Annotated in this window: 16 protein-coding genes; 10 read left to right on the top strand and 6 right to left on the bottom strand. The window is 57.5% G+C overall.

Going from position 1 to position 25,021, the window contains the following annotated elements:
- Positions 1 to 586 precede the first annotated feature (586 nt).
- Both CA51_RS03990 and CA51_RS03985 read right to left on the bottom strand, forming a co-directional pair.
- Positions 587 to 2,062: a DUF1501 domain-containing protein gene (locus tag CA51_RS03990; RefSeq protein WP_145118002.1), complete on the bottom strand. Its 1,476-nt coding sequence runs from the start codon at positions 2,060 to 2,062 to the stop codon at positions 587 to 589.
- Between the two features lie 20 nt (positions 2,063 to 2,082).
- Positions 2,083 to 5,343: a PSD1 and planctomycete cytochrome C domain-containing protein gene (locus CA51_RS03985; protein ID WP_145118000.1), complete on the bottom strand. Its 3,261-nt coding sequence runs from the start codon at positions 5,341 to 5,343 to the stop codon at positions 2,083 to 2,085.
- Positions 5,344 to 5,621: 278 nt separating this feature from the next.
- On the opposite strand from CA51_RS03985, the gene CA51_RS03980 reads away from it, so the two are divergent.
- Positions 5,622 to 6,680, top strand: a complete 1,059-nt coding sequence (locus CA51_RS03980) for a PA0069 family radical SAM protein (RefSeq protein ID WP_145117998.1) — start codon at positions 5,622 to 5,624, stop codon at positions 6,678 to 6,680.
- A gap of 568 nt (positions 6,681 to 7,248) precedes the next feature.
- The gene (locus CA51_RS03975) at positions 7,249 to 9,786 is read left to right on the top strand and encodes a DUF7133 domain-containing protein (RefSeq protein WP_145117996.1); all 2,538 of its coding nucleotides are present in this window, start codon (positions 7,249 to 7,251) and stop codon (positions 9,784 to 9,786) included.
- A 164-nt stretch (positions 9,787 to 9,950) separates the two neighbouring features.
- On the opposite strand, the gene CA51_RS03970 is transcribed toward CA51_RS03975, so the two are convergent.
- The gene (locus CA51_RS03970; RefSeq protein WP_145117994.1) at positions 9,951 to 10,367 is read right to left on the bottom strand and encodes a DUF7689 domain-containing protein; all 417 of its coding nucleotides are present in this window, start codon (positions 10,365 to 10,367) and stop codon (positions 9,951 to 9,953) included.
- The gene (locus CA51_RS03965; RefSeq protein ID WP_145117992.1) at positions 10,364 to 10,678 is read right to left on the bottom strand and encodes a hypothetical protein; all 315 of its coding nucleotides are present in this window, start codon (positions 10,676 to 10,678) and stop codon (positions 10,364 to 10,366) included. The genes CA51_RS03970 and CA51_RS03965 overlap by 4 nt, the downstream gene beginning before the upstream one ends.
- A gap of 515 nt (positions 10,679 to 11,193) precedes the next feature.
- Between CA51_RS03965 and CA51_RS03960 the strand changes: the two genes are divergently transcribed.
- From CA51_RS03960 to CA51_RS03940, 5 genes are all read left to right on the top strand, one after another.
- Positions 11,194 to 12,219 carry an NAD-dependent epimerase/dehydratase family protein gene (locus CA51_RS03960; protein WP_231745990.1) on the top strand — a complete coding sequence of 342 codons (1,026 nt, stop codon included), beginning with the start codon at positions 11,194 to 11,196 and terminating at the stop codon, positions 12,217 to 12,219.
- A 4-nt stretch (positions 12,220 to 12,223) separates the two neighbouring features.
- Positions 12,224 to 13,300, top strand: a complete 1,077-nt coding sequence (locus tag CA51_RS03955) for a dihydrodipicolinate synthase family protein (protein WP_145117990.1) — start codon at positions 12,224 to 12,226, stop codon at positions 13,298 to 13,300.
- 171 nt (positions 13,301 to 13,471) lie between these two features.
- The gene (locus CA51_RS03950; protein ID WP_145117988.1) at positions 13,472 to 13,675 is read left to right on the top strand and encodes a hypothetical protein; all 204 of its coding nucleotides are present in this window, start codon (positions 13,472 to 13,474) and stop codon (positions 13,673 to 13,675) included.
- The gene (locus CA51_RS03945) at positions 13,672 to 14,076 is read left to right on the top strand and encodes a type II toxin-antitoxin system VapC family toxin (RefSeq protein WP_145117986.1); all 405 of its coding nucleotides are present in this window, start codon (positions 13,672 to 13,674) and stop codon (positions 14,074 to 14,076) included. The genes CA51_RS03950 and CA51_RS03945 overlap by 4 nt, the downstream gene beginning before the upstream one ends.
- Before the next feature lie 214 nt (positions 14,077 to 14,290).
- Positions 14,291 to 15,580: a 3-keto-disaccharide hydrolase gene (locus tag CA51_RS03940; protein ID WP_145117984.1), complete on the top strand. Its 1,290-nt coding sequence runs from the start codon at positions 14,291 to 14,293 to the stop codon at positions 15,578 to 15,580.
- Between the two features lie 136 nt (positions 15,581 to 15,716).
- Here the strand turns inward: CA51_RS03940 and CA51_RS03935 are convergent, their stop codons facing one another.
- Positions 15,717 to 19,034 carry a LamG domain-containing protein gene (locus CA51_RS03935; RefSeq protein WP_145117982.1) on the bottom strand — a complete coding sequence of 1,106 codons (3,318 nt, stop codon included), beginning with the start codon at positions 19,032 to 19,034 and terminating at the stop codon, positions 15,717 to 15,719.
- A 462-nt stretch (positions 19,035 to 19,496) separates the two neighbouring features.
- On the opposite strand from CA51_RS03935, the gene CA51_RS26075 reads away from it, so the two are divergent.
- The gene (locus CA51_RS26075; RefSeq protein ID WP_231745989.1) at positions 19,497 to 21,086 is read left to right on the top strand and encodes a 3-keto-alpha-glucoside-1,2-lyase-like domain-containing protein; all 1,590 of its coding nucleotides are present in this window, start codon (positions 19,497 to 19,499) and stop codon (positions 21,084 to 21,086) included.
- A gap of 13 nt (positions 21,087 to 21,099) precedes the next feature.
- The gene (locus CA51_RS03925; RefSeq protein WP_231745988.1) at positions 21,100 to 22,287 is read left to right on the top strand and encodes a sialidase family protein; all 1,188 of its coding nucleotides are present in this window, start codon (positions 21,100 to 21,102) and stop codon (positions 22,285 to 22,287) included.
- A 168-nt stretch (positions 22,288 to 22,455) separates the two neighbouring features.
- Here the strand turns inward: CA51_RS03925 and CA51_RS03920 are convergent, their stop codons facing one another.
- Positions 22,456 to 23,853 carry a Gfo/Idh/MocA family protein gene (locus tag CA51_RS03920; RefSeq protein ID WP_145117977.1) on the bottom strand — a complete coding sequence of 466 codons (1,398 nt, stop codon included), beginning with the start codon at positions 23,851 to 23,853 and terminating at the stop codon, positions 22,456 to 22,458.
- A 219-nt stretch (positions 23,854 to 24,072) separates the two neighbouring features.
- On the opposite strand from CA51_RS03920, the gene CA51_RS03915 reads away from it, so the two are divergent.
- Positions 24,073 to 24,909, top strand: coding sequence for an alpha/beta fold hydrolase (locus tag CA51_RS03915; protein ID WP_145117975.1), 837 nt, complete (start codon positions 24,073 to 24,075; stop codon positions 24,907 to 24,909).
- Positions 24,910 to 25,021: the final 112 nt, after the last annotated feature.

The following is a 25,021-nucleotide window of genomic DNA, read 5'->3' as shown; positions in this document are numbered from 1 at the left end:
GCGCTGCGCTTACCTACGGCTAATGGCTCAAATCCCTGCGGGATTCTTTTCTGGGGGGGGCGGGGGACAATCAAAACGAACGAGTAAGCCACTCGGCGGGTTTCAATCCTCTCGATTCGATCCACAGGACCGGAGTTGTTGGCAGGATGATTGGGGCAGAATGACAAGCTTGGTGCTGGTAAGCAGTGACAGCAAAAGCAGGGAGCGGAACCAAAAACACTAGCCAAGCATTTCGTGGATGTCCCCATCTGCCGTGCCGTCCGGAGGGTGCAATGCAGCGGCTTTTCACACCTCCACCACTTCACCCTCCCCAAACAAAGTTTACTGGGGAGGGTCGAACCAGCGAAGCGAAGTTCGGGGAGGGGAATTCCGCGCAAGCTCACGGCACGCGGGACAGCAGAAAAGACCTCCCCGGCAAACTCGCTAAACGCTCGTTTACCGACCCTCCCGACTGGCGTCCGGAGGGTGCAATGCAGCGGCTTTTCACACCTCCACCACTTCACCCTCCCCCAAAAAAGTTTGCTAGGGACGATCGAACCAGCGAAGCGAAATTTGGGGAGGGGCAACGTGCTACGCGTTCACGCGTTCAAGCGATGATCGCTTCGATCGGATTGCCGTAGTCGATCTCCAGTCGTTTCTGCGAGGGGAGGGAGAGTTGTCGTGGGTCGAGGCCCAGTTGATGCAAGACGGTGGCGTGGATATCGGTCACGTAGTGGCGAGCCTCGACCGCGTGGAAGCCCAGTTCGTCGGTCGCTCCATGGGCGATGCCTCCCTTTAATCCGCCCCCCGCCATCCAAACCGAAAATCCGTAGGGATGATGATCGCGGCCGTCCGATTTCTCGGCTCCCGGAGTCCGGCCAAATTCGGTCGCCCAGACGACTAACGTCTCTTCCAACAAACCGCGTTGCTTCAAATCTTTCAACAGACCGGCGATCGGTTTATCGACGCGAGCGGAGTTTCTGGCGTGGTTCTCTTTCAATTTCGTATGCGCGTCCCAACCACCGCCTCCACCGCCACCATCGTAGATCTGCACAAACCGGACTCCCTGTTCGACCAATCGGCGAGCCGTCAACGCATGGCGTCCAACCTGCTGCGTCTCCTTAACATCCAGCCCGTACATCGCCTGAGTCTGCTTGGTTTCGCGATTCAAATCGACGATCTCGGGGACCGACATCTGCATCCGAAACGCCAACTCGTAGGCCTTGATGCGGGCCTGCAACGCTTCATCGTCGGGGCGTGCGGCGGCGGTCATCCGATGCAAATCGTCCAACAGGTTCAATTGATCGCGTTGTTGTGAGATCCGCGTTCCGGCACCGGGCGTCCCAAAAGCCAGCGGCCGCTTGGGATCGCTGGCCATCTGAACGCCAGCGTGCTGCGGCCCCAGATAGCTGCCATCGTGAGCTCCCACGCCGCCACAACAATCTCCGGGCGGTTGGCCCATGACCACAAACTGCGGCAGGTTATCGTTCAAGCTTCCCAGCCCATAATGGACCCACGAACCGATCGACGGAAAAAAGCCGTCAAAGATATGTCGGCCGGTGTGGAATTGCAGCTGAGCCGCGTGATCGTTGTCGGTCGTCCACATCGAACGGACTAGCGCGATGTCGTCGATGCAATCGCCCACGTGCGGCCACCAATCGCTGACCTCGATCCCACTCTCCCCACGCGGCCCATACCCAACCTGCATCGGATAGATCTGCGACATCATCGCCCGCGGCTTGCCGCCAAAATCGACGACGTTCTTTCGATAGAAAGGCGAATCGACGATCGCCTGCCCAAGCGGCGATTCATCGATCGTCTTCCCCGCATGTTGATTCAGAGCCGGCTTCGGATCAAACGATTCCAAGTGGCTGGTGCCACCATTCATGAAGAACCAAATCACGCTTTTGGCTCGTGGAGCGAAATGCGGCAGCCCGCGCAACGCAGCTTCAGCTGTCGAGCCCTGGGCATCGCGATGCATCATCGCACCCAGCGCCAGACCGGTGAATCCGAGTCCAAAGTCGGACAGGAATTGCCGACGTTCGGTCCGGCCACACGCGGCGTTTTGCGTTTTTAAAGTCATCGTGAGTCCCAGGCTCGGCCTTATCGGATCGTGACAAAATCGTTGTGCAACATCAACACATGGATCAAATTCTCGCGAGCGGCTTGTATCGGATCGGCAGCTCGCGGCGTTGTCGCGGTGTCGGCACCGGGAAACTTTTCTCCCGACGCTTGCTGCAACAACTCCGCATGCGATTGCAGGAACGCGTCGCAACGGTCTGCCTCGGCCGCAGTCGGTCGCCGAGCGAGGATCGTTTCAAACGCAACGTCGACGAAATCGCTAGCATCCGCTAACCGCCGAGCGATCGTTCGCGCCGCGTCGATCGCCAATCCGCTGTTCATCATCGCCAACGATTGATGCGGCACGATGCTCTCCTGCCGCCGGTAGCAGGCGTTCGGATCGGCGACGTCAAACACCTCCAGCATCGGCACCTTCTCGTTTGGCGTGTTGCGGAGATACAGACTGCGGCGGCGACTTTCATCCCCTTGTTCAACTGGAATTTCGGGGCCGCCGAAGGACAAGTCGATTTGTGAGGCCAGGAACAACGTGCTGTCGCGAACCAACTCCGCTTCCATCCGCCGCGGGTTCATCCGCCACAGCAACCGGTTCTCTGGATCGATCTGCAACGCCGCGTCGTTCCCCACAGGCAGCGGATCGCTCGACATACGATAAGTCGCCGACAAGACGATCTGCCGATGCAGCGGTTTCATCTTCCAGTCGTTCCGCACAAGCTCGTCGGCCAACCAATCGAGCAGTTGCGGATGCGAAGGCTTGCGCCCGTTGAGACCAAAGTTTTCGGTCGTCGCCACCAAGGGCTGGCCGAAGTGCCGCCCCCACAGATGATTCGCGGCAACGCGTGCGGTTCGCGGATTCTGCGGATCGACGATCCAGTCGGCCAACGCACTCCGCCGCCCGGTACTGGTTCGCGGAAACTTCGGCCCCAATGGTTCGTAGTCTCGATTGGCCGGATCGTTCAGTTTTGCTTCAGCCGCCGCCAGCTTCGATTTCGCCGCCTCCAGCTTTTCAGCCGACGGAACGGCTTCAAAAAATTCGACCTCCGCCTCGCAGACCCTCAACCGCGCCTCAGCCTCCGCTGCCGCCGTCAACCAGCGATCGAGATCCTCCGGTTCCTCGGCCGATTGCGGATCGAGATACCGCTTTACTTCCGCCGCGATTCGCAAGCGAGTCGATTCGACGTGAGCCTGTGCCGCTTGATGCTTCAGCCGCGCCAAATCGACAGCGTGCTTGGCCTCGCGTTGTTGTAGCGCCAAAGTTTCGGCCGATGGCGGCAAACGAGTCACCTCCAGTTCTAAGAACTCAGCCGCCCCCTGATGCACCCATAACGCCAACTTGCCACTGCGCCGCGCGATCGGCATCTGGCAGTCTAACTTCCGCGTCCCGTTCATATCGATCGTCAATTGCGATCCCGCAACCGTCACATCCAACACGATCTCGTCGCCCACCTTCAACGGCGTGTAGACGATTCCTTCAGTCGGATAGGCCTGCTGTCCGCCCTCGCGATGAAACGCTTGCACGCTGGGCTGCGAATCGTTCACGCTCGTGTAAACGTCTTGCGAATTGCCAGCGTCTTGATAATCGAAACTCAACCCAACCGATCGAAACGATCCTGCGGCAAGCGTTCGATAACGCAAGCGGAACTTAAAATCCAACGGCAACATGCGGTCGGCAACGATTGTGGCAAAGCTGCCGACATCGGTCTGCCACAAGCTCCCCTCTTCAACCTTCCAATTGCCGCTTTGTCTAAGCCACAGCTTGGGATTGGGAGCGTCGAAGTTGTCGTGAAGCAGCACCATGTCGCCGACGCCATCAGCTTTCTCAGCGAGCGATTCGGCCGCCGGCTTGTCTTGCATTTCACGCAGCGCCGCCTGAGCATCAGCCAACGCCACGGCTGCGATTTCCGCTTCGGATACCGCTTTTTCGATCAAGGTTTCGCGGACTCCGGGGCGGAGCATCGGATACCACGCCAGCGCCGGCAAGTCGATCGGTTGCAGGTCGACCGATCCGCCCAAGGACTCCGGCACGCCCGGCTCCAGCGGTTTCGATTTGTCTGGGAAACGGCTGTCGCCGCGTTCAAAGCGATAGGTCGGCGTGTCGGCGGTTTTATCGTAGACCAATGGAATGCCATCGGTCGGGACCATCCCTTGGGACGCATCCTTTTGCATTTCGGTCAGCACCGAGATCGGATCGGTGCGGACGTCGTGCGGTTCGAAGAAGCTGCGAAAACGAAAGTACTCCTCGTGCGAAACCGGATCAAATTTATGATCGTGGCAGCGGCAGCAGCGGAGCGTTAAACCGAGGAACGCTTCGCCGGTCCGCTCGACGGTTTCGAACAACCAGACATCGCGATCGAACTTGTACCAACTGCGTCCCAAATATCCAGTCGCCACCAACGACGTGGGATCGGCCGGATCGATCCGTTCGTCCCCCGACAACATCTCGCGGACCATCGCCGCATAACCTTTGTTATCGTTCAGCGAATCAACGATCCAATCCCGCCAACGCCAGATGTGTCGCTGGCTGTAGCGGATCTCATTGCTCCCGCGACTGCCATACCAATCGCTGTACCGCCACACGTCCATCCAGTGACGCCCCCAACGCTGACCGTATTCGGGACGCGACAACAGTTCGTCGACAACCGCTTCAAACGCCATCGGGCTGTCGTCGTTCAAGAACGCCTGCTGCTGTTCGACGGTCGGCGGCAGTCCGATCAGATCCAGATAAACTCGCCGCAACCAAGTCGCTCGGTCGGCAGGGGGCGCGTGAGGCAAGCCGTTGGCCTGACGCCGCGCCGCAACAAAATGATCGATCGGACCGAGAGGCCAATTGGGAGCGTTGACCTCGGGCAACGGCGGCCGAGTGATTGCTTGGTACGACCACCAGGTCTTGGGATCAGCGGCCGGTTCTTCATCGGCGGGTGAGGGAGCACCGTCGGCGATCCACTGGCGAAACAGATCGATCTGCGCGGGCGTCATCACCGCCCCTTCGTTTTCCGGCGGCATTTGATAGCCCGCTTCGCCGGTAAGCACATCGATCAAAAAACTCTCACCCGGATCGCCCCGCTTGATCGCCGCCCCCGATCCGCCGCCAGCAATCAGCGCCACGGCAGTGTCCAGCCGCAGATCGCCTTGCGCTTTCAGCGGCCCATGGCAGGCGTAACACTTCTCTTCCAGCAGTGGTTTGATGTCGGTGAGATAGTCGACAGCGCAGGCCGGGCGTTCGCTGAACGCAGCCGCAAACGGGACGATGCAACACAATAAGAATCGCGTCGATAGAGTCGACATGGTGGGACACCTTCGCTGGGACTGACTGCTTCGTTCTCGCTTGCAAACCGCCGCCTCGGTGGGATCCGCCGATTGTAGCAAGAATCTCCACCAGATGTTTGGGCGGCTCAACGCTGGAGGCCCTCGGGACTAATCAGTGCTACGAGTAAGAAGTACCAGCCGACTCGCTTTAGCGTCCGTTTTGCTTTGCCCAGGAACTGCGGATCGCGGTGTTTGCCTAGGGCTGTTAGACTGCATCGGTCAACAAACTTATCCTCTTCCCCTCGACGATGCAGCCGATGCGACACGGATCCGAGCTCGACCCGCCCAATCGCTTCGAGTCGATTCGTCGCGAGTTGGATCTTGAGCAGTTGCAGTGGGACCAGGAACATCTCGCCTCGCACGACCGACGGGAGATCGAATATCTGCCGGACGATTCGAAGTCGATTGTGTCGGAGAATAAATCGCCCGACATTCCGTTCCGCTACAGCGTCAATCCCTATCGTGGCTGCGTCCACGGTTGTTCTTATTGTTATGCCCGGAACACGCACGAGTTTCTTGGTTTCAACGCGGGGCTCGACTTTGAGACCAAGATCATGGTCAAGCACAAAGCACCGCAGTTGCTGGAGACGTTCTTGAATCGCAAGTCGTACCAGCCGGAGACCATCAGTTTTTCCGGTGTGACCGATTGTTATCAGCCGGCGGAGCGACAGTTCCGATTGACTCGCCAATGTCTGGAGGTTGCCTTGCGATACCAGCAACCCGTTGGGATCGTGAGCAAAAATGCGTTGGTCGTCCGCGACCTGGATCTGCTGCAGTTATTGGCCGCTCAGAATTTGGTCCACGTTTATCTGTCGATCACAACGCTGCAGCCGGAACTGGCCCGGGCGATGGAGCCGCGGACCAGCATCCCCACGGCGCGGCTGAGGGCAGTGCGAATGCTCGCCGAAGCGGGCGTGCCGGTTGGCGTGATGGTCGCTCCGGTAATCCCTGGCCTGAACGATTCGGAGATCCCCGCGATCCTCGATCAAGCGCGACAGGCGGGAGCCGCGACGGCAAACTTTATACTGCTGCGACTGCCACTGACGGTCGAACCTGTGTTTCGCGAATGGTTGCAACGAACGCAGCCCGAGAAGCAGGAATTGATCGAAGCCCGCGTCCGCCAGACACGCGACGGTTCGATGTACGATTCGCAGTGGAATCAACGCATGCGTGGCTCGGGACCAATCGCTGAACAGATCAAACAAATGTTTCAGCTGTTCGCAAAAAAACATGGCTTGGATAAACCGCTACCTCAAGTCGATAGCTCGCGTTTCCAGAACCCCAACGCCGGGCCGCAGCAGATGAATCTGTTTTAGTGGAGCACCGGCCTTCCGCCTGCCCGAGCATTTTGAAGCCGCGGTAGCGGCGGCCGCATAAAGCCTGCGGCGCGAGCCGCACGTCGGGGACGAACGATGGCCGCGTGTAGCGACGACAGATCGCAAAAACGGTCGCCCCCGCCAGGGGCTTTGTGTTGTTTTGCGAATCGCAATCCTGCGGCTCGCGCCGCAGGCTTTATGCGATCGCCGCCTCCGCGGCTTGAAGTTCCACGTTGACGCTGGCTCAAGTCCCCCGTCGGCCCTCCTGTCTCTGACTCTCAGCATCGTTGCAACCTGGCAATGCACAAACCTCGCGGTGGGTGCCGGCAACTCGGATCGATTTCAATGATCTCGGTTTTGTTTCGGCTGCTTCGGTCCAAAAGCTTTGAAGTGAGCAGTGCTGGGGGGTAGTATTGTGGCTCCCCCCAGTGCACCGTCGCCGGATTCGCTAGATCGACTGGCAATTCACCAAGCTGTCGAAGCCCTTGCCCGCGACGGAAGCTGCCCCGTCAGACGTCATGTTGCGTTTGATTCTCGCCGTTAACCACTTTCATCAGGGAACGTTCCTTTGAAAACTCGACGCCTAGTTTTTGAACACCTTTCACGAATCCATGGCGTTGCGCGAGCGACGTGTCTGTTGCTGATGATCAGCTGCGTCGGCGCGTCCGCGTATGGCGATGACGATCTTCCCGGCGGTGGTCAGGCGACTCCGGTCGATTCGATCGCGTTGCCCGCCGGGTTCCGCGCTCAATTGCTGCGGTCAGCGGAAACGGGGGAAGGATCGTGGGTCAGCATGACGTTCGACGATCGAGGCCGAGTGATTCTGGGACGCGACAAACGAGGCGTGGTCAGGTTGACGTTGAGCGATGATCGTGGGCAAGTCGACCAATTCGAAGTGATCGAAAACACGCTTAAGCATTGCCGCGGGATCCTCTGGGCACACGACAGCCTGTATGTGTGCGCGACAAACAACAGCGGGTTCTACCGGCTGCGCGACACCAACGGGGATGACCAGTTTGATTCGGTCCAGGAGCTGATGCCGTTCGATTACCAGAGTCGTTACGGGCACGGGCCCAATCAAATTGTGCTGGGCCCCGACAACATGCTGTACGTTGTCAACGGCAACGACGTGGCGTTCCCGGAGGGCTTTGCCGCCGACTCGCCTTACCGAGATCCTGAGGACGACCACCTGCTGCCCGAACCTCGCGACACAGTGGAAGACATTCGCGTGGGGTACGTTGCGAAGACCGATCCCGAAGGCAAGAACTGGGAGATTGTCGCCGGAGGTTTCCGCAACCAGTTTGATGTCGCCTTCAACGCGGCCGGCGAAATGTTCACATACGACGCGGATATGGAATGGGATGTCGGCCTGCCATGGTACCGCCCGACTCGGTTGAATCACGTCGTCTCCGGCGGCGAATACGGCTGGCGATGGGGAACGGGCAAATGGCCGGACTATTTCGCCGACAGCCTGCCCACTACGCTCGATACCGGACTGGGTTCACCCACGGGGCTTGAGTTTGGCACGCGGTCCCAGTTTCCGCCGGAATATCGTGAGTCGCTGTTCATGGGCGACTGGCAGCACGGTCGCATCTTTCAAGTCGAATTGACACCTCGCGGTGCCAGCTACGGCGGACAATACAAAGTGTTCCTCGAAGGTGGCGCATTAAACGTCTGCGATCTGACGTTCGGCCCCGATGGAGCGATGTACTTCATCACCGGGGGCCGCGGTTCGCAGTCGGGACTGTATCGAGTGACCTACGAAGGCCCGGAAGTCGCGGCACCATCGCTCGACGCCGAACAAACCGATCAAGCACAGGCATCGGCTGCAGCCCGGCAGGTGCGACATCAATTGGAACAATGGCACACGCGGAGCGATGCCGACGCCAAGGCGATCGACTTCATCTGGCCTCACCTGAACAGCGACGATCGCTGGCTGCGATTTGCTGCGCGGCTGGCCATCGAACGCCAGGACCTAGAGCTGTGGCGCGAGCGAGCGTTGAACGAATCGCAACCGAAAGCGTCGATTGCCGCGCTGTTGGCGTTGGCACACCGAGGGCGTGCGGAGGATCAGTCCCAGCTATTGACGGCGCTGGGGCGACTGCCGCTGGCGACGTTGGGCCGTGAAGATCTGCTGGATGCGCTGCGGGTTTGGCAATTGAGCTTCATTCGCCAGGGAGAGCCTTCGGAATCAGACCGTACGGAATCGCTATCGCAACTCAGCCCTTTGTATCCACAGACAAGCGGTTACGTGAATCGTGAGTTATGCAGTCTGCTGATCTACTTGCAGGCACCCGACGTGGTCCCGCGGACGGTTGAATTGATCCGCACCGCGATCGGGCAGGAAGACATGATCTATTATTCGCAGCGATTGGCTCGTCTCTCCGAGGGCTGGACGAACGAAACGCGTGAGGCGTTTTTTGATTCGCTGTTGGCAGCTCGCCGATTCCAGGGAGGGAAGCTGTTGAGCGCGTCGCTGCAAAATATCCAGGAAGATGCGATCGCTACATTGACTGAAGCGGAGAAGGAACATCTGAAACCACGCTTGGAGATGCTGGCAACAGCGGTTGATGGCTCGAGCGAACACGAATCGCCTTCCGCCTCGTTTGTCAAACAATGGACGTGGGAAGAACTAGAAGCCGAACTGCCGCGGGCGCGTCACGGTCGGTCGTGGGAACAAGGCCGCACCGCGTTGGCCAAAGCGCAGTGCGTGAAGTGCCACCGCGTGAGCGAACAGGGAAGCTCAACGGGACCGGACCTAACTCACGTCGGAAGCCGCTTCGACGAACGGGCGCTCCTAGAATCGATCGTTCAGCCGTCGAAGGTGATCGACGAAAAATATCGTTTAAGCAGCTACTTGTTGGACAGTGGCGAGCTGGTCACGGGCCGACCGATCGGTGTCTCCGCCACGATGATCACCGTCCAGACCGATTCGATGCGTGCTGAAACGGTCCCGCTAAAACGCGCGGAGATCGAACAGACAACGCCAAGCGGCCTCTCGCCGATGCCGTCGGGGCTGATGAACGTGCTAACGCTCGACGAGATACTCGACCTCATCGCCTACCTAAGATCCAGCGGCGATCCGCAGGCGGATGCTTTTCAATAGGGCTGGATGAGATGTCGATAGCGGGAGAACAAACCCCGGCTTGAGTGACGGTGCACGGACTCGATTTACGAATTGAGTTCTAGGATTCTTTCATCCCAAACCGCGACTGGAACAGAGAACTTTATTGAACGAGAACCGGTTCTTTCATTAGAACTCAAGAATTGTTAGGTCGGACGTTTCATGAACTGAACCACCTCGCCGTAGTCGCCACCTTCGATTGCTTCGGTCGTCCAGTGTGTGATATCTTCGAGCTGCCCAAGCTTGCTGGTCCATCTTCCGTCGGGTAGCTGGCGTGCCGCGTGAGTATACATCAACCCCGATCCGTAGATCGCCAGTTTTTCGAATCCATCGTCGAGCGTGCCGTCATCGCATTCTTCGTATCCAAGTGCCTTGAATGCTGCAACGAGATTCCCGATACCAATGTCTTCGCGTGACGACTGGATCGGCCAGAATACTCCCGGTTGCCACCAACGATCGACATTGCGTGCTGCCCAGGCAATGCAGTTGTATTTGATCGTCTTCTGACTGGTGACCTCGTGATTGTCAGCTGTCAGATTGGGGAACAAATCAAACAGATTCATCGCTCGAGAAAACCATTTTCTCTGCCCCATTGCAGCCAAGCCTCAGTAGATGCCTGCATATTGCCGGCATCTTCTTCGCGGACGGGGTTTTCGGCAGTGATCGCTTCCAACGCCCAAAACCAGTGATCGGGTTCTTGCTGCAACTCCGCCAAGATCAGCGGCACCGCGGCAGGTCCCATTCCAATGATGCTCTGATAAGAAAACACCAACGATATCTGCCCGGTGTTGGACAAATGGCGAGTCTTCGATTTCCAGTCGTCACGTAGCGACTGAAAACGCTGTTGGATTGGCTTCGAGATTGTCGCAGGCATGGTTTTAACTCCCCGTGGTACAGTCGATCATTTCAAATTGTACCGCATCCAACAAGACCTACCGTGGCAGGTTGGAAGGCTAACCGGATTCCGGCGACTTACGCCGCCTTCAGATTTAGCGTCGGGCTGGTTAAGGCCTGGGCAATACGCCCGCTGCAATCCGACCGGAACGAAGCCGCGGTGGCGGCGGCCGCATAAAGCCTGCGGCGCGAGCCGCAGGTCCGGGATGAAGACGATTCACACGAGCCCCGGACAGGGGCGTCAGACCCGATTGCTGTCGCCCTCGCCGGGGCTTGGGATCGATTGGGAATTGTGCCCCTGCGGTTTGCACCGCAGGCTTTATGCGATCGCCGCATTCGCGGCTGGGAAGCGATGCTTCCACTAACGGACGAGATCGAAGACCGTTAAAATGTTGGATAACTTGCTTGATCGCAATCCGGCCGCTGGTCCCTTCCCGTCGATCGCTCCCTTCCCCCGCGAGCGCTTGAATATTCAATTACAGAGAGGCTCTCACCTTGCCTGACCTCATCGAATCCGAAGCACAACTCGACGCGATGCTTGCTCAGCCCGACGATCGGTTGATCGATTTCATGCGTCAACTGGAAGGGGACCTGATCATCCTGGGGATCGCCGGGAAGATGGGAGTTAGTCTCGGGCAGTTGGCTGTCGCGGCGATCGAGAAGGCGGGCGTTGAAAAGAACGTCTACGGGGTCGCGAGGTTTTCCGACGCCGACGCCCGCGGTCGTTTGGAAGCCGCAGGTGTCCGGACGATCCAGTGCGATTTGCTCGACCGAACCGCTGTGGCAAAGCTCCCTCAATCGCCTAACGTCCTATTCATGGCAGGCCGCAAGTTTGGAACCGGCGGCGAGGAACCGCTGACTTGGGCAATGAACACGTTGGTCCCGGCAAACGTCGCCGATCATTTTCGCGATTCCAGGATCGTCGCCTTTTCAACTGGCTGCGTTTACCCGCTGGCTCGCGTCGACAGCCAACCCGACGAGACGACGCCCCCCGATCCGATCGGCGAATACGCTCAGTCGTGTCTGGGCCGCGAACGGATGTTCGAATACGGCAGCAACCGCTGGGGAACGCCGGTTTGTCTGTATCGGCTGAATTACGCGATCGACCTTCGCTACGGAGTGTTGCACGACATCGCTACGAAGATCTGGCACGGGCAACCAGTCGATAACTCGGCGGAAGCATTTAATGTGATTTGGCAGGGGGATGCGAATCGGCAAGCGTTGCTCTGCCTGGGGCGCTGTTCGTCGCCAGCCAACATTCTGAATGTCACCGGCCCCGAAACGCTTGAGACCGAAGCGGTTGCGAGGCAGTTTGGCGAGCTGCTCGAGAAACCTGTTCAATTCACATCCACGCCGGGCGATGGTTGTTATCTGAGCGATAGTAATCAAGCGACGAAGCTGTTTGGCCCGCCATCGGTCGCCGCCGAGCAACTGATCCGTTGGCAGGCACATTGGATCAAGACCGGCGGCCGCTCGCTGGGCAAACCAACACACTTTGAAATCAGCGACGGAGCGTATTGATTCGATGAAGATCCAAGACCTACCCGCCGCCGTCCGCGAGAACGTACGCCGAGGAACCGTCATCCCGGCTCAGCCTCTGGCATTGGACGCCCAACGAAAATTCGCTCCCCGCTGCCAAACCGCTCTAACGCGGTACTACATCGACGCGGGGGCCGGCGGCATCGCCGTTGGCGTCCATTCGACACAGTTTGCAATCCGCGATCCGTCGATTGGATTATTCAAACCGGTGCTGAGCCTGGCGTCGGAAGTCATCGACCAATACGCGGGCGATCAGGGACGCGAACTGTTTAAAGTCGCGGGAGTTTGCGGGGAGACGCCGCAAGCAGTCGCCGAAGCCCAGTTCGCCGTATCGCAGCGGTATCACGCCTGTCTGTTGAGCTTGGCGGCACTTGCCGAAAGCAGCATCGACGACTTGTTAGATCATTGCCGTGAAGTCGCCGAAATCATGCCGGTGATCGGCTTTTATTTACAGCCCGCCGTGGGTGGCCGCGTGTTGCCGTATCGCTTCTGGCGTGAGTTTGCCGAGATCGAAAACGTCATCGCGATCAAGCTGGCTCCCTTCAACCGCTACCAAACACTTGATGTCGTTCGGGCGGTTTGCGATGCCGGTCGCGAGGATGCGATCACACTCTACACCGGCAACGACGACAACATCATCGCCGACCTGATCACACCGTACCGGATGGTCACCGAACGAGGCGTGAAGTCGGTTCGGATCCGTGGCGGACTGCTTGGACATTGGTGCGTATGGACTCGCGCGGCCACCAGCCTGCTCGACGAAATCCATCGGATGATCGACCGCGGCGATGACGACATCCCCTCGGAATTGTTGAGCCGCAACATCGAAGTCACCGATTGCAACGCAGCCTTCTTCGATGCCGCAAACAACTTCGCCGGCTGCATCCCTGGAATTCATGAGGTACTGCGTCGCCAAGGCCTGCTGCCGGGGACCTGGTGCTTGGACCCCAACGAAGTTCTCTCGCCCGGCCAGTCGGAAGAGATCGACCGAGTCCTCGCCGCCTATCCCCATCTGAACGACGACGCATTTGTCCGTGAACATCTAAGCAAATGGCTGCAGTAAGTTTCGACAAACGGCCCTCGATACCGCTCCGTCGATTTGATTGATCGTAGCCTATCGCGGATGTTTCTTCGAACAGAATTCGAGGTTACGATAGAGGGCGGTGCTTCGATCGCTGCAAACGCAGCCACACTGATTAACTGTTTCGGTGCTTCTCGAGTGAATTGATTTTCGATGACCACGATAAATGAGATTGAAAAAGCGATTTCGCACCTGCCACCGTCGCAGATTGAAGAGCTTGCTCGTTGGCTCGAAGCATTTCGATCTACGCAGCAATCGCCGACGCCTGTAGACCAATGGCTCAAGCGATCGGTTGGCGCTGCGAAGCCGGGGATTACGACCGCAGAACTGATGGCTTTGACGCGTGGCGATGAATGAGCGGTCTACTTTTCGACTCGAACGTGTTGCTCGACATTGCGACTGCGGATGCAAATTGGCTAGCTTGGTCACAGCGTCAGTTTCAAGCCGCGTCAAGTGTTGGTCCGGTGTTGATCAATCCGCTGATTTATGCCGAGATCGCCCCAGCATTTGCTTCTCAATCCGATCTCGACCGGTGGCTTGATCCGACGCTATTTCAGCGAATCGCTCTTCCGTTTGAAGCAGGCTGGCTGGCAGCGTCAGCATTTATCAAATATCGCCGCAGTCATGGCACGCGAACGTCGCCGCTACCCGATTTTTATATCGGTGCGCACGCAGAGTTCAGCGGGCTAACGCTGGTGACAAGAGACGTAGCCCGTTATCAGACGTACTTTCCGAAGGTCACACTGATCACGCCGTAGGCAGTGGACGAGGCTCCAGAGTGCTTCACGGAGGGAACGACGCGACGACAATCAGTCAGGCCTTGGAGGCTAACTCCGCAAATGCATAGAGGCGAATCTGTCGCGCACCAGATATATTGTCTGCGACATTTGGCGCGTTCTTTTGCGAGCCGAAAACCTGTTGGGCTGAAAAGCGGCTCAGCATTCACTGATACCACCCCCAGGAGAGACAACGATGAGAAGATTTTTTGTAGCCGCGATGGCGATCGGGCTGTTGATGCCCTGCGGTATGACCGTGTCGGCGGCTGATGTCGAACAGGGCTACACCTCCCTCTTCAACGGCACCGACATGACCGGCTGGGTCAAGCGTGGCGGGTCGGCTGAATACCACGTCGAGAACGGAGCGATCGTCGGGAAATGTGTGCCCAATACGCCGGGCAATACGTTCCTGTGCTCGGAAAAAGAATTTGGCAACTTCATCTTGAAGCTGCAATACAAAGTCATCGAAGCCGGAAATTCCGGGGTCCAATTCCGCTCCGCCGCACGCGAGGAAGGGGATCGCGAGCGTGTCTACGGATATCAGTACGAAATCAGCACCGGTGGTAACACGACGGGGCGCATCTATGACGAAGGACGGCGCGGCCACAAGCACGGCATCATCTGGCTCGATGCCTACACGCCCGAAGATCGTCTCGCCGCAGCTCAAGCGAGCTACAAGAAAGATGAATGGAACCATCTGGAAATTCAGTGCGTTGGACCATCGATCAAGACTTGGTTGAACGGCAAGCTTGTCGTCGACATGTTCGACAGTTTTTCGATGAAGGGCTTTTTCGGACTGCAGATTCACTCCGGCAAGGCTGGCTCGGTCGCTTGGAAAAATATCCGCGTGAAGGATCTGGGACAGAGCCAGTGGGAACCGTTTTTCGTCCAATCCGACGACGGCAAATATCAGCTTGCGGACGCCAAGTTCGTTCTTCCCGAAGAATGGTCGTTCACCGAAGAGGGTGTTTTGCACGGCGTCCACTCCAAGAGCCAAGGCAAGGACGGGCTCGTGATCTCCAACAAGAACTACGACAACTTCATTGCTCGCGTCACCTACCGGATGCACGGCGGCAACAGCGCCCTCTATTTCCGCGCCGAGGAGACGAGCGCCCCGTGGGTCCTACGCGGATTCCAAAATGAAATTGCCAACAACAGCAAAGACTCCGCTCTCTGGCACACCGCAGGCATCGTCGACGGCAAGATGATTCCGGGACGCGGCTGGGTCGCTACAAACGATGAGTTCATCGAAAAGGTTCGCAACAAAGACGACCAGTGGAACACGACCTGCACCGCTGCGTTTGGCGACCGCTTGGTCCAGACGTTGAACGGATTCTGCACTTCGGATTTCATCGACGAAGCGTCTGAGAAGACCGGCAAGTTGGGACTTCAGATGCACGGTGGCACCGATTGCGAAATGTACTTCAAGGACTTCGAAGTCATGCCGATCACCGACGACATGAAGAAGCTGATCGAACGCAAGTAAGTCGCGGTCTCTGCCGATAGCAGCTCCGCCTGCACAAATCGTTTAACCGCGGTGGCAACGCCCCGCGCGTCGGTCTGAAAAACGCGCGGCCCGTGGGGCACGCGGTTAAACGAAACTGCATCAGGCCAGCTCTCTATCATTCGCCCGATTCAGTCAATCGCACGTATGCGGTCGCGGATTTCCCGGATGCCAATTCTTTCGCTTGCACTTCCCAAACGCGGAGTCGGTCGTTGGCAGCGAAGTCGAAACGAATCGTCAATTTGCCAGCTTTGGCAGCATAATGACCGCTGAATTCTGCACGGCGTCCTTCGGGTGAAATGATCTCAACCTCCACCGGCACCACAGCGTCGACCGGCTGGCTCCCGTCGGTGACGGCGACATCGATCGTTATCGATTGTGAAGGAGCCGACTCTTTTGGCGCGGTGACCGTCAGCTCGCGGATCGGACGCTGAGTCACCATCAGCACACGTCCCTGACAAGGACCAAGTTGCATCGGAACGTCGATCGAACCATCGACGCGATCCGTGTCGATCTCCCGCCCCGCGACGAGATCGTATACGTATCCGGATTTACGATCGATGTGGAGCGTCGTTTCGGAAGGGAGTCCGTCTTCCATGACCATTCCATAGCCGCCGACGTAGGTCCCAAATTCGCGATGATCGTTGACAGCAAAGACGTAGTCGGTCGAGCCGAAAACGCGACGCCGAGTGACAACGTCGGGATTCGACGAATCGACAGCACGCGAATACTGCGGATCGAGCCATGTCCGCAATCGCTTCACAGCGTCCTGCAACGCGATGCGGTCTTTGTCCGCCTGCTTGGTTCGCGCAAATCGAGGAATCACCAGATCGGGCTTAATCGCCGGACAGACTTCGCCATCGCCGACAACCAATCCACCATTGCTTTGAAACTCCTGAATCGAGCGCACGACCGATTCGGTCAACACATCGCAATCGGCCATGACCAGGACTTTCGCTCCCTTGAGTCCGCCCGACAACAGCGATTCTTCGTAGAGGACTCGCGGCTGCAATTGCGCGTACATCAGGATGTGATACATGTCGCCGGCCCACGAACGATTCCAACCGTAGGTTCCTCGGCGAGCAAACATTTGCGAGGTGAAGCTCTCCAGGAAGACCACGTCCGACGGTGGATCGGGAATCTGCATCAACGTCGGGCCCAATGGCTGCACGACGTCATGAATCAATCGTTGAAGTTCGTGTTGCGTGTTCGGATTTGTGTAGCGGTACGCGCCAGGCGATTCGGTTTCAACAAGCGATTGCCAACCGTGATACATGATTCCCGTAATCGGTCGCGAAAGTTTCCACCAGAAGGCTTCTCGCAGATGCATCGGTGCGATGCTGATGTAATCCGCATCGGGATCCTGATCGACCCACGGCGACGCGGCGACATCGGTTGCCTTTTTCTTCGGGGCAGTCTGTGACCGATACCAGATCAACTGGGTCATCTTCATCACATCCTGATCGTGGCCGTTGGCGCGAGCCAGTTCAAACAACTCATCGGTACACAAACCGATGCGGATCGGATCGGGATAACTGTACGTCCAGTGCGACAGCACATTGGCTCGGCCGCCACTGCCGCCGATGCTTGGCGCACGAACCGCCGGATCATAGAAACTCCAGAAGTCCTCGTGGGTGTGCTGCTTCAGTCCCTCATGCAGCTGCGTGTTCAGTTCATTCCAGCCGTCGCCCGTCTTCCAAAACCAGGTCAGATATTGCAGGATGGGATGGTCGTCAGCGATCACTCGATTCTTCGGAAAGTCGGCGAGCTTCTGCCACTGAACGCCATTTTTGATCGTAACTTCCGCGGGAATTTCTTTGCCCGTTGCTTTTCGGTACGCTTCGATTTCTATCGGCAGAAACGAAACCTGTGTTTCGCCTCGCACCTCGGTGTGCAGCAGAGCAGAACTGAACGCCGGATGATCGCCGTAAGCACGCCCCATCGCAGCTCCGCTGTTGAACGCAAAATCCTGCACCGCCGGAAACAATCCGCTAATGTCTTGACGGTCGTAGTTGTCTCCGTTGCGATCGATGCGACGAAACGATTTACCCACGGCCGCAGTCCTCAGCCATCGACCTGGCGAGAGCGACGCCACGATTTGCAGATCGTTTTCGAGTGCCGCGTTCAGCATGTTGCGACCTTCGCGAATATCTTCGGCAGAGTCGGGGATCGCGTCGGCACCGCCGTCCCAGATCCGTTGGAACTCCGATCGCAACCCCAGGCAATGCGTGAATCCGATCTGCTTCAAACGTGGTATCTCTTTAACAACTCCATCCGTTCCACCAACACCCCACATCACGACCGGCATCCGATCCGGCAGCGGTCGTTTCACGATCACGACGGGAATTCGCGATGTCGATTGATAACCGGCATCGGTACCACCCCAGTTCGGCACCGTCGCCGAAAGTTCCACAAAGTACTCGCCCGGCTTCAATGCCGTGTCGATCTTCAGCTTCAACTGATGCGACGCTCCGTCGCCAAGGTCCGGCACGTTCACCCGCTGCGTCGAGCCGTCGGGCAGCAGCGCCGTGACGATCGCACCGGACAACGATTCGCCAGTCCGGTTGGTCAACTGCGCCGTCAGGAACGCGTTCTCCGACATGCGTTGGAACACGAATCGCTCGGTCTCGGGAACAAAACCGACTGGCTGAAACTCCCGCACGCCCGACGTGATCCGCACTTCGTCGATGAACCCGGGGAAGCCGCGATACAGCGAACCGATCCGGTCGCCAATCGACAACGGACGAATCGCGGCGGCCATTGGCCCGGCGGTTGCATTTGTTGATCGACCGACGGTTGAGCCATCGACAAAAAACTCCGCGGTGCCAATACCATCGTACGTGAACGCAACATGCCGCCAGTCTCCCGCTTCCATCGGAAACGGCAACGAATACCAATGCGTCGAATCTTGGCCGCCGCCGATTTCCAGATGCAGCAATCGTGTTCCGGTCGCGCGGCCCGGCGACAACGAGAACATGAACCCCGTGTGATTGTCCGGCACGTATTTCATGTCCAGCAGAACGGCAGCGTATTTTGCGGGAAACTCTTCACCCTCTTTCGCTCGCAACCACATCTCTACGGTGAACGCTCCGCTGGGCGACAGCACCGGCGACTTCGCAACATGCAGGCTGTGACTTTTATCTTCGACCGGGTAGCCGGCTGACGTTTCCAAGCAGCCATCAAAGCGGCCATCAGAACTCTGCTTCGCGCCTCGCAGAGTCGCCGCGTGTTTGTGAGACGACGAGTCGCTTGTGAACGAAGCCGCGTCACCATCAAACTTCCAAAGCCCAATGACTTCCGGGCCGCTGGCATCGGTATACGGTTCCCACCAACGCACTGCCGCTTCCTGTGCAAGCAACGCCGAGGCGTTCAGGCTGCCAGTCGCAACAAGGGAAAACAGGATTCGAAACACGACGCGGTGGGGCAATGAAGTCATCGATTGTCCTCGTCAGATGTGACGGTTTGGCGGGAGAAGGGGAGGGCGCCGCCTTTGCTTTCGTTCGACTCAGCCGCGGCGACAACTACGATTGTGTCGGGCATGAATGCATTCAACAACCCTCAAGTTTCAATCTTCCAGTGTTTCGTTGGTCCCTGGATTGACCAAAAACAGCAATGACCGAAACGGATGTGTCTTCCGAGCATGCGAGGGACTATATTGATGGGCCCGCCTTGCGTTTGGAGAATGCCAACTCCCGCCACGGCTAGTCAGTTTTTGTGTCAGCGACAATCAGCCGACACGCGTTAGCGTCTGGTTCTCCAGTTAGCCTGGCGCTAACGCGTACCGATTGGTATCTCGTTAAATAAACTGAACAGCCCCGCAACTCCGACTACGAACTCGAATCCTATCCCACCTTGGAAGCGTATGATGCTGCATGTTTTGAAATCCTTGGCACCTTCGTTGACTGCCTTGATCTGTCTGTCGGTTGCACAACCTAGCGACGCAGTGGAACCCAAGCCACCCAAGGGCTACCGGGCGATCTTGAACGGTGAAGATCTAACGGGATGGTACGGGTGGAATCCACACGCATCGGTGAAGCTGACCGGCGACAAGAAGGCCGAAAATCTACGCAAGCAGCGGGCTGAGTTCCCCGAGCACTGGACCGTTGAAAACGGCGAATTGGTGAACGACGGTCACGGCCCTTACGCAACGACCGAAGAAGAGTTTGGCAACATCGATTTGCAGCTCGAGTACAAAACAGTCCCGAAAGCCGATAGCGGCATCTATTTGCGAGGCACGCCGCAAGTTCAGATTTGGGATTGGAACCAACCCTACAACTTGAAGCGACCGGACCGAAAACCTCATCAAGGTTCGGGCGGATTGTTCAACAACACGCCGGGCACCTTGGGACGCGATCCGATCATGCGTGCCGACAAACCGTTTGGCCAATGGAACCATCTGCGGATTCGCCAAGTCGGCGACCGAACTTGGGTCTGGCTCAACTCGCGAGCCGTGGTCCAAGGCGCGGTGATGGAGAACTTCTGGGATCGCTCGCAACCATTGCCCGCCAAGGGGCCGATCATGTTGCAAACGCACGGCGGCGAGATTCGCTGGCGTAACATTTTCGTTCGCGAGATTGGCGAGCAAGAGAGTAAAAAAATCCTGGCATCGCACCGCCCTCTGCCTCAGCCGACGCAGTACGACGTCTCCTATGGCCCGCATCTAAAACAGGTGCTCCATTTCTGGCAAGCCGAATCGGACAAACCGTCTCCCGTTTTGTTTTTCATCCATGGCGGCGGATGGACAAACGGTGGACGCTTAAGCGGATTGTCGGGGATGTTGCCAACCATGCTGAAAGAAGGCATTTCGGTCGTCTCGGTGGAGTATCGATTTATCGGAGAAGCGACTGCCGATGGCGTGGTGCCACCGGTGAAAGGGCCGCTTGAGGACGTCGCTCGCGCGTTGCAGTTCGTCCGCAGCAAGGCTGCCGATTGGAATCTCGACAAACAGCGGATCGGTGCATCGGGGGGATCCGCCGGCGCGTGCTCGAGTCTATGGTTAGCGTTTCACCCCGACATGGCGGACCCCGACAGCAAGGATCCCGTCGCGCGCGAATCGACTCGGTTGTGGTGTGCCGCCGTCACCGGTGCTCAAACCACGTTGGATCCGAAACAGATGAAAGAATGGACTCCCAACAGTCGCTATGGCGGGCATGCGTTTGGTTTCCGCGGTGACTCGGAAAAGAAGTTGTCCGCGTTCGATGAGTTTCTAGCGAAACGGGACACGATCTTGCCGTGGATTGCTGAGTATTCGCCCTATGCATTGGTCAGTTCCGATGATCCCCCGGTCTATCTCAGCTACTCCTCTGCCCCAGCACTGGGCAAGAAGCAAAAAGATCCTACACACACCGCCAACTTTGGCGTGAAATTGCAAGAGCACTGCGAACAAGCGGGCGTCGATTGCGAACTGGTCTACCCCGGTGCCGCGGATGTTCAACATCCGACGACGACAGACTATCTAATTTGGAAACTAAAACGTCCTAACTCATAACTGGAAAACCGAGATGCGAGTAATACAAGTTCTGTTTAAGAAGTCGGTAGCGATGTTTGCCTGGAGTGCAATCTCGCTTACCTGCTGTGAATCTTTACTGGCCCAAGCGGACGCCCCCGTGCCGCAGGGAGTTGCCGCGGGGGTTGAGAAACCGATGCGAATTTCTCCCCGTCCGGGCAACGATCGAAACAGCGAAGGAGACTTCATCCGCCTGAAGGACGGCAGGCTGATGTTGATCTACACAAAGTTCGTCGGTCGCAGCGACCACGCGGAAGCCGAACTGGTTGCCCGCTATTCGGACGATGAGGGGAAGACATGGACTCAAGATGATGAATCCGCCATCGCACGCGGCGAAGACGATGCCAACTTGATGTCGGTGTCGCTGCTCAGGTTGCAGGATGGGCGGATCGCGTTGTTCTATGTCCGAAAGTACAAGAGCCCAGCGAATGCGAAGTATCCATTTCTGGATTCGATCTTGATGCAGACGAGTGATGACGAAGCAAAAACGTGGTCGGAGCCCGTTCATGTTTCTCCAGCGGATGAACCCGCCTACCGCGTGCTGAACAACGATCGCGTGATCCAGCTGAAAAGCGGGCGTCTGGTTGCTCCTGTCGCAACTCACTATCTACCCGGCTGGCCCGGATGGCGAAACTCCGCACAGATTCATTGTTATCTGTCGGACGATCTGGGGAAGACTTGGCGGACTTCTAAAAGCACATTGGAATCCAAACTGCTGGCTCAGGAACCTGGAGTCGTCGAACTCAAAGATGGCCGAATCATGATGTTCTGCCGCAGCCGAGATTGCCAACTAGTGACCTATTCGTCCGATGGCGGCGAAACATGGACTCCATTGGAAAAATCCAATATCCCGCAACCGTCGGCGTCTCCTGCAACCATCGAACGCATTCCTTCGACAGGCGACCTGTTGCTGGTTTGGAACAACGGAGACGATCCGCTGGCAAAAATCAAACCGACCGGTCGTCGACCATTCACCGCAGCGATCTCCAGCGACGACGGTGCGACTTGGAAGAACGTCAAGAATATCGGCACCGATCCCGACGGATGGTACTGTTACACAGCCATGGAATTTGTGGGTGATCACGTGGTGCTTGGGCACTGTGAATTCCCCAAGTTGAATTCTTTCCAGATCACTCGTTTCCCAGTGACCTGGTTGTATGAGACGGCTGAATCTTCGAAGTAGCGCCGCAGCATGAATCTCCGGCCTGGGCTGCTGCCCAGGCATCACGAAAGTCGCGTATGACTTTCCGATGCAGGTTCAGACATTTAGGGTCACTTGCGCTGCCGAGATCTTCAACCGATCTCGGCAGTCGACGTTGGGTTCAACGTTGCATAAGAATTTTGCGACACCCTAACTTTCAATTCCATCAATCTGCCAAGGCTTACGATACGGCCGGCGCAGCATCTGATTGGCTTCGTCGTCGTTGACAAACATCTCTTGCTCGGGATCCCATTGCAGCTTTCGTTTGAGTTGCATGGCGATGTTACCCGCGTGGCAGATCGTGGCTGTGCGATGCCCCGCTTCGACCGGTTCAATGGGCTCCTGTCGCGACTTGACCGAATCGAGGAAGTTGCGGTAGTGATTCCCGCTAACGGGTAGACGGATTTCATCGGGACCAATAACCGAATTCTTGATCGCCTCACTCGAGGCTTCGACCTCTTTCATATTGTTGACAGAGAACTGCACCCAACCTTCGGTACCTTCAATCCGGGCACCGAAACCGGGAGCCTGGGTCCGGCAGACAAATTCAACGCCATTGGCGTAACGTGCCCGGAAATGTGACTTCATCGCGGTCGTGTAGAGATGTCCCGCTGGTGGCCAGACGATTCCATCTTGATCTTCAAATTCAACGGGCCCCGTGCCGTCGTTACCCAACGCCCACTGGACAATGTCGATCGAGTGCGCGCCCGTGTTGGTGACCTGACCGCCTGAATACTCCTGCAGGAAACGGAATCGGTAAAGGCAGCGGTCGGCATGGTAAGGGGCATCGGGTGCTGGCCCCAGCCACATGTCATAATCAAATCCATCGGGCACGGGCATTTCCTGCCACCCCGGTCCTGGTCCGGCACCGCTGCCGTTGATGATGGCGACAGCTCGCTTCACTTCGCCAATTCGACCGTTGCGAACCAGTTCACACATTCGGCGAACGACCGCGTTGGAACGATACTGGCTTCCGGTTTGCAGTATACGTCCGTGTTGGCGAACCGCTTTGACCATCTGCTGTCCGTCATGAACCGTCAGCGACATTGGTTTCTGGCAATACACATCCTTGCCGGCTTCACAGGCTTTGATAGTAGCCAATGCGTGCCAGTGATCGGGCAGCACGATCATAACCGCGTCAACATCGTCACGGGCCAGCACATCGCGGAAGTCGCTGTAGGCGTCGCAACCACTGTACTCACCCGACCGTGTTTTTTGGGCGTAGTAGTCGTTGACCTTTTTCTGCGCCGGTTCGCGTCCCAAGAAATGTTCCGGACGGGCATAGCCGCTACTGCCTCGATTAACATCACACACCGCGACGACCTGTGCATCGGGCTGTCGCAGCATGCTCGGCAAATCCACTCGGCTCTGATTCCCACACCCGATCAGAGCGACGTTGATGCGGTTGCTCGGTGGATTCGCACCCAAGACCGAGCTCGACACGATCGTCGGTGCAGCAACTGCGGTTCCTGCAGCGGCTACGAATTTTCGCCGCGAAAGTCGACAACTCCCGACCGGATGGTTCTTACTATCGAAGCGATTGGACATGAGGTGGGATTCCAAATTGAGTGGAGGGTTAGTGCCAAATCATCGTAGACCGCTGCGACCAGCCATTCAACTTCGAGTCACCAATTCCCGTGACGATCCACTTTGGAAAAGCCAACAACTCTGTCCACCGTAGAGAAATTCATTGCATTCGTAAAAGAGTCCGCGTACATTCTCTACTTCGAAGTGCTTGCTCCCGCCCCGCCTCCCGCACATCCCACCATGCTGACGCGATTTCTACTGAACGGTCTTGTGTCGCGATCAGTGATCGTTGGGTGTTGCACCGCGTTTATCTCCATTCTGGCGTTGGGCAACCTCAGCGCGGCGACGGTTGAAGACCACACGTTCATCGCCACATGTGATGGCTCCGAACAGCGATACGTCCTCGTCACGCCCGACGCGTTCAGCTCCGATCAACGTGTCGACTTAATCATTGCTTTGCATGGTCACGGTTCCGATCGCTGGCAGTTCGTTCGGCAGGATCGCGGCGAGTGCCGAGCGGTCCGCGACGTAGCAGCAACCCGCGGTGCGTTGCTAGTCTCGCCCGACTATCGAGCCAAGACTTCTTGGATGGGACCGAAGGCCGAAGCGGATGTGGTGCAGATCATCGAATCGATGAAAGGTGAATTTCGTATCGGGCGTGTGATCCTGTGCGGTGGTTCGATGGGAGGAACGGGAGCGTTAACGTTTACGGCCTTGCATCCCGACCTGATCGATGCCGTTGTCTCCCTGAACGGAACAGCAAACCTTGTCGAATACGAGCGGTTCCTCGATGCGATCGCGGAATCTTATGGCGGCACAAAACAGCAGGTCCCCGACGAATACCGTCGCCGTAGCGCTGAATTTGCTCCCGACCGATTCACGATGCCGCTGGCAGCAACAACCGGCGGCGGCGACGAGATCGTGCCGGCTGACAGCGTGCTGCGACTGGTTGAAAAAGTACAACATACGAATTGTCACGTCCTCAGCCTTCATCGTGCCGATGGAGGCCACAGCACCACCTACGACGACACAAAGCAGGCTCTTGAGTTTGTGTTTAAGGCTCTGCAAAACCTTTAAATGGCAGTGACGCCGACAGAAGATGGCAAGTCACGCATTCCCCTCCCGGGACTTGTATAATCGAGCGATCGACGCCCGGACGAACGTTAGTTCACATCGACTTCCGCACCCT

The sequence above is a fragment of the Rosistilla oblonga genome (assembly GCF_007751715.1).
In the GTDB taxonomy this organism is placed as follows: domain Bacteria; phylum Planctomycetota; class Planctomycetia; order Pirellulales; family Pirellulaceae; genus Rosistilla; species Rosistilla oblonga.
Note: the sequence above shows the minus strand (reverse complement) of the source record. Positions and strands in the feature narration are given on the sequence as shown.

What these genes read in the sequence shown, in the direction of transcription:
- CA51_RS03915 (WP_145117975.1), top strand. Translation starts at nt 24,073, where the DNA reads ATGCTGACGCGATTTCTACTGAACGGTCTTGTGTCGCGATCAGTGATC.
- CA51_RS03925 (WP_231745988.1), top strand. Translation starts at nt 21,100, where the DNA reads ATGCGAGTAATACAAGTTCTGTTTAAGAAGTCGGTAGCGATGTTTGCC.
- CA51_RS03990 (WP_145118002.1), bottom strand. Translation starts at nt 2,062, where the DNA reads ATGACTTTAAAAACGCAAAACGCCGCGTGTGGCCGGACCGAACGTCGG.
- CA51_RS03955 (WP_145117990.1), top strand. Translation starts at nt 12,224, where the DNA reads ATGAAGATCCAAGACCTACCCGCCGCCGTCCGCGAGAACGTACGCCGA.
- CA51_RS03970 (WP_145117994.1), bottom strand. Translation starts at nt 10,367, where the DNA reads ATGAATCTGTTTGATTTGTTCCCCAATCTGACAGCTGACAATCACGAG.
- CA51_RS03965 (WP_145117992.1), bottom strand. Translation starts at nt 10,678, where the DNA reads ATGCCTGCGACAATCTCGAAGCCAATCCAACAGCGTTTTCAGTCGCTA.
- CA51_RS03935 (WP_145117982.1), bottom strand. Translation starts at nt 19,034, where the DNA reads ATGACTTCATTGCCCCACCGCGTCGTGTTTCGAATCCTGTTTTCCCTT.
- CA51_RS03945 (WP_145117986.1), top strand. Translation starts at nt 13,672, where the DNA reads ATGAGCGGTCTACTTTTCGACTCGAACGTGTTGCTCGACATTGCGACT.
- CA51_RS03920 (WP_145117977.1), bottom strand. Translation starts at nt 23,853, where the DNA reads ATGTCCAATCGCTTCGATAGTAAGAACCATCCGGTCGGGAGTTGTCGA.
- CA51_RS03985 (WP_145118000.1), bottom strand. Translation starts at nt 5,343, where the DNA reads ATGTCGACTCTATCGACGCGATTCTTATTGTGTTGCATCGTCCCGTTT.
- CA51_RS03980 (WP_145117998.1), top strand. Translation starts at nt 5,622, where the DNA reads ATGCGACACGGATCCGAGCTCGACCCGCCCAATCGCTTCGAGTCGATT.
- CA51_RS03950 (WP_145117988.1), top strand. Translation starts at nt 13,472, where the DNA reads ATGACCACGATAAATGAGATTGAAAAAGCGATTTCGCACCTGCCACCG.
- CA51_RS03940 (WP_145117984.1), top strand. Translation starts at nt 14,291, where the DNA reads ATGAGAAGATTTTTTGTAGCCGCGATGGCGATCGGGCTGTTGATGCCC.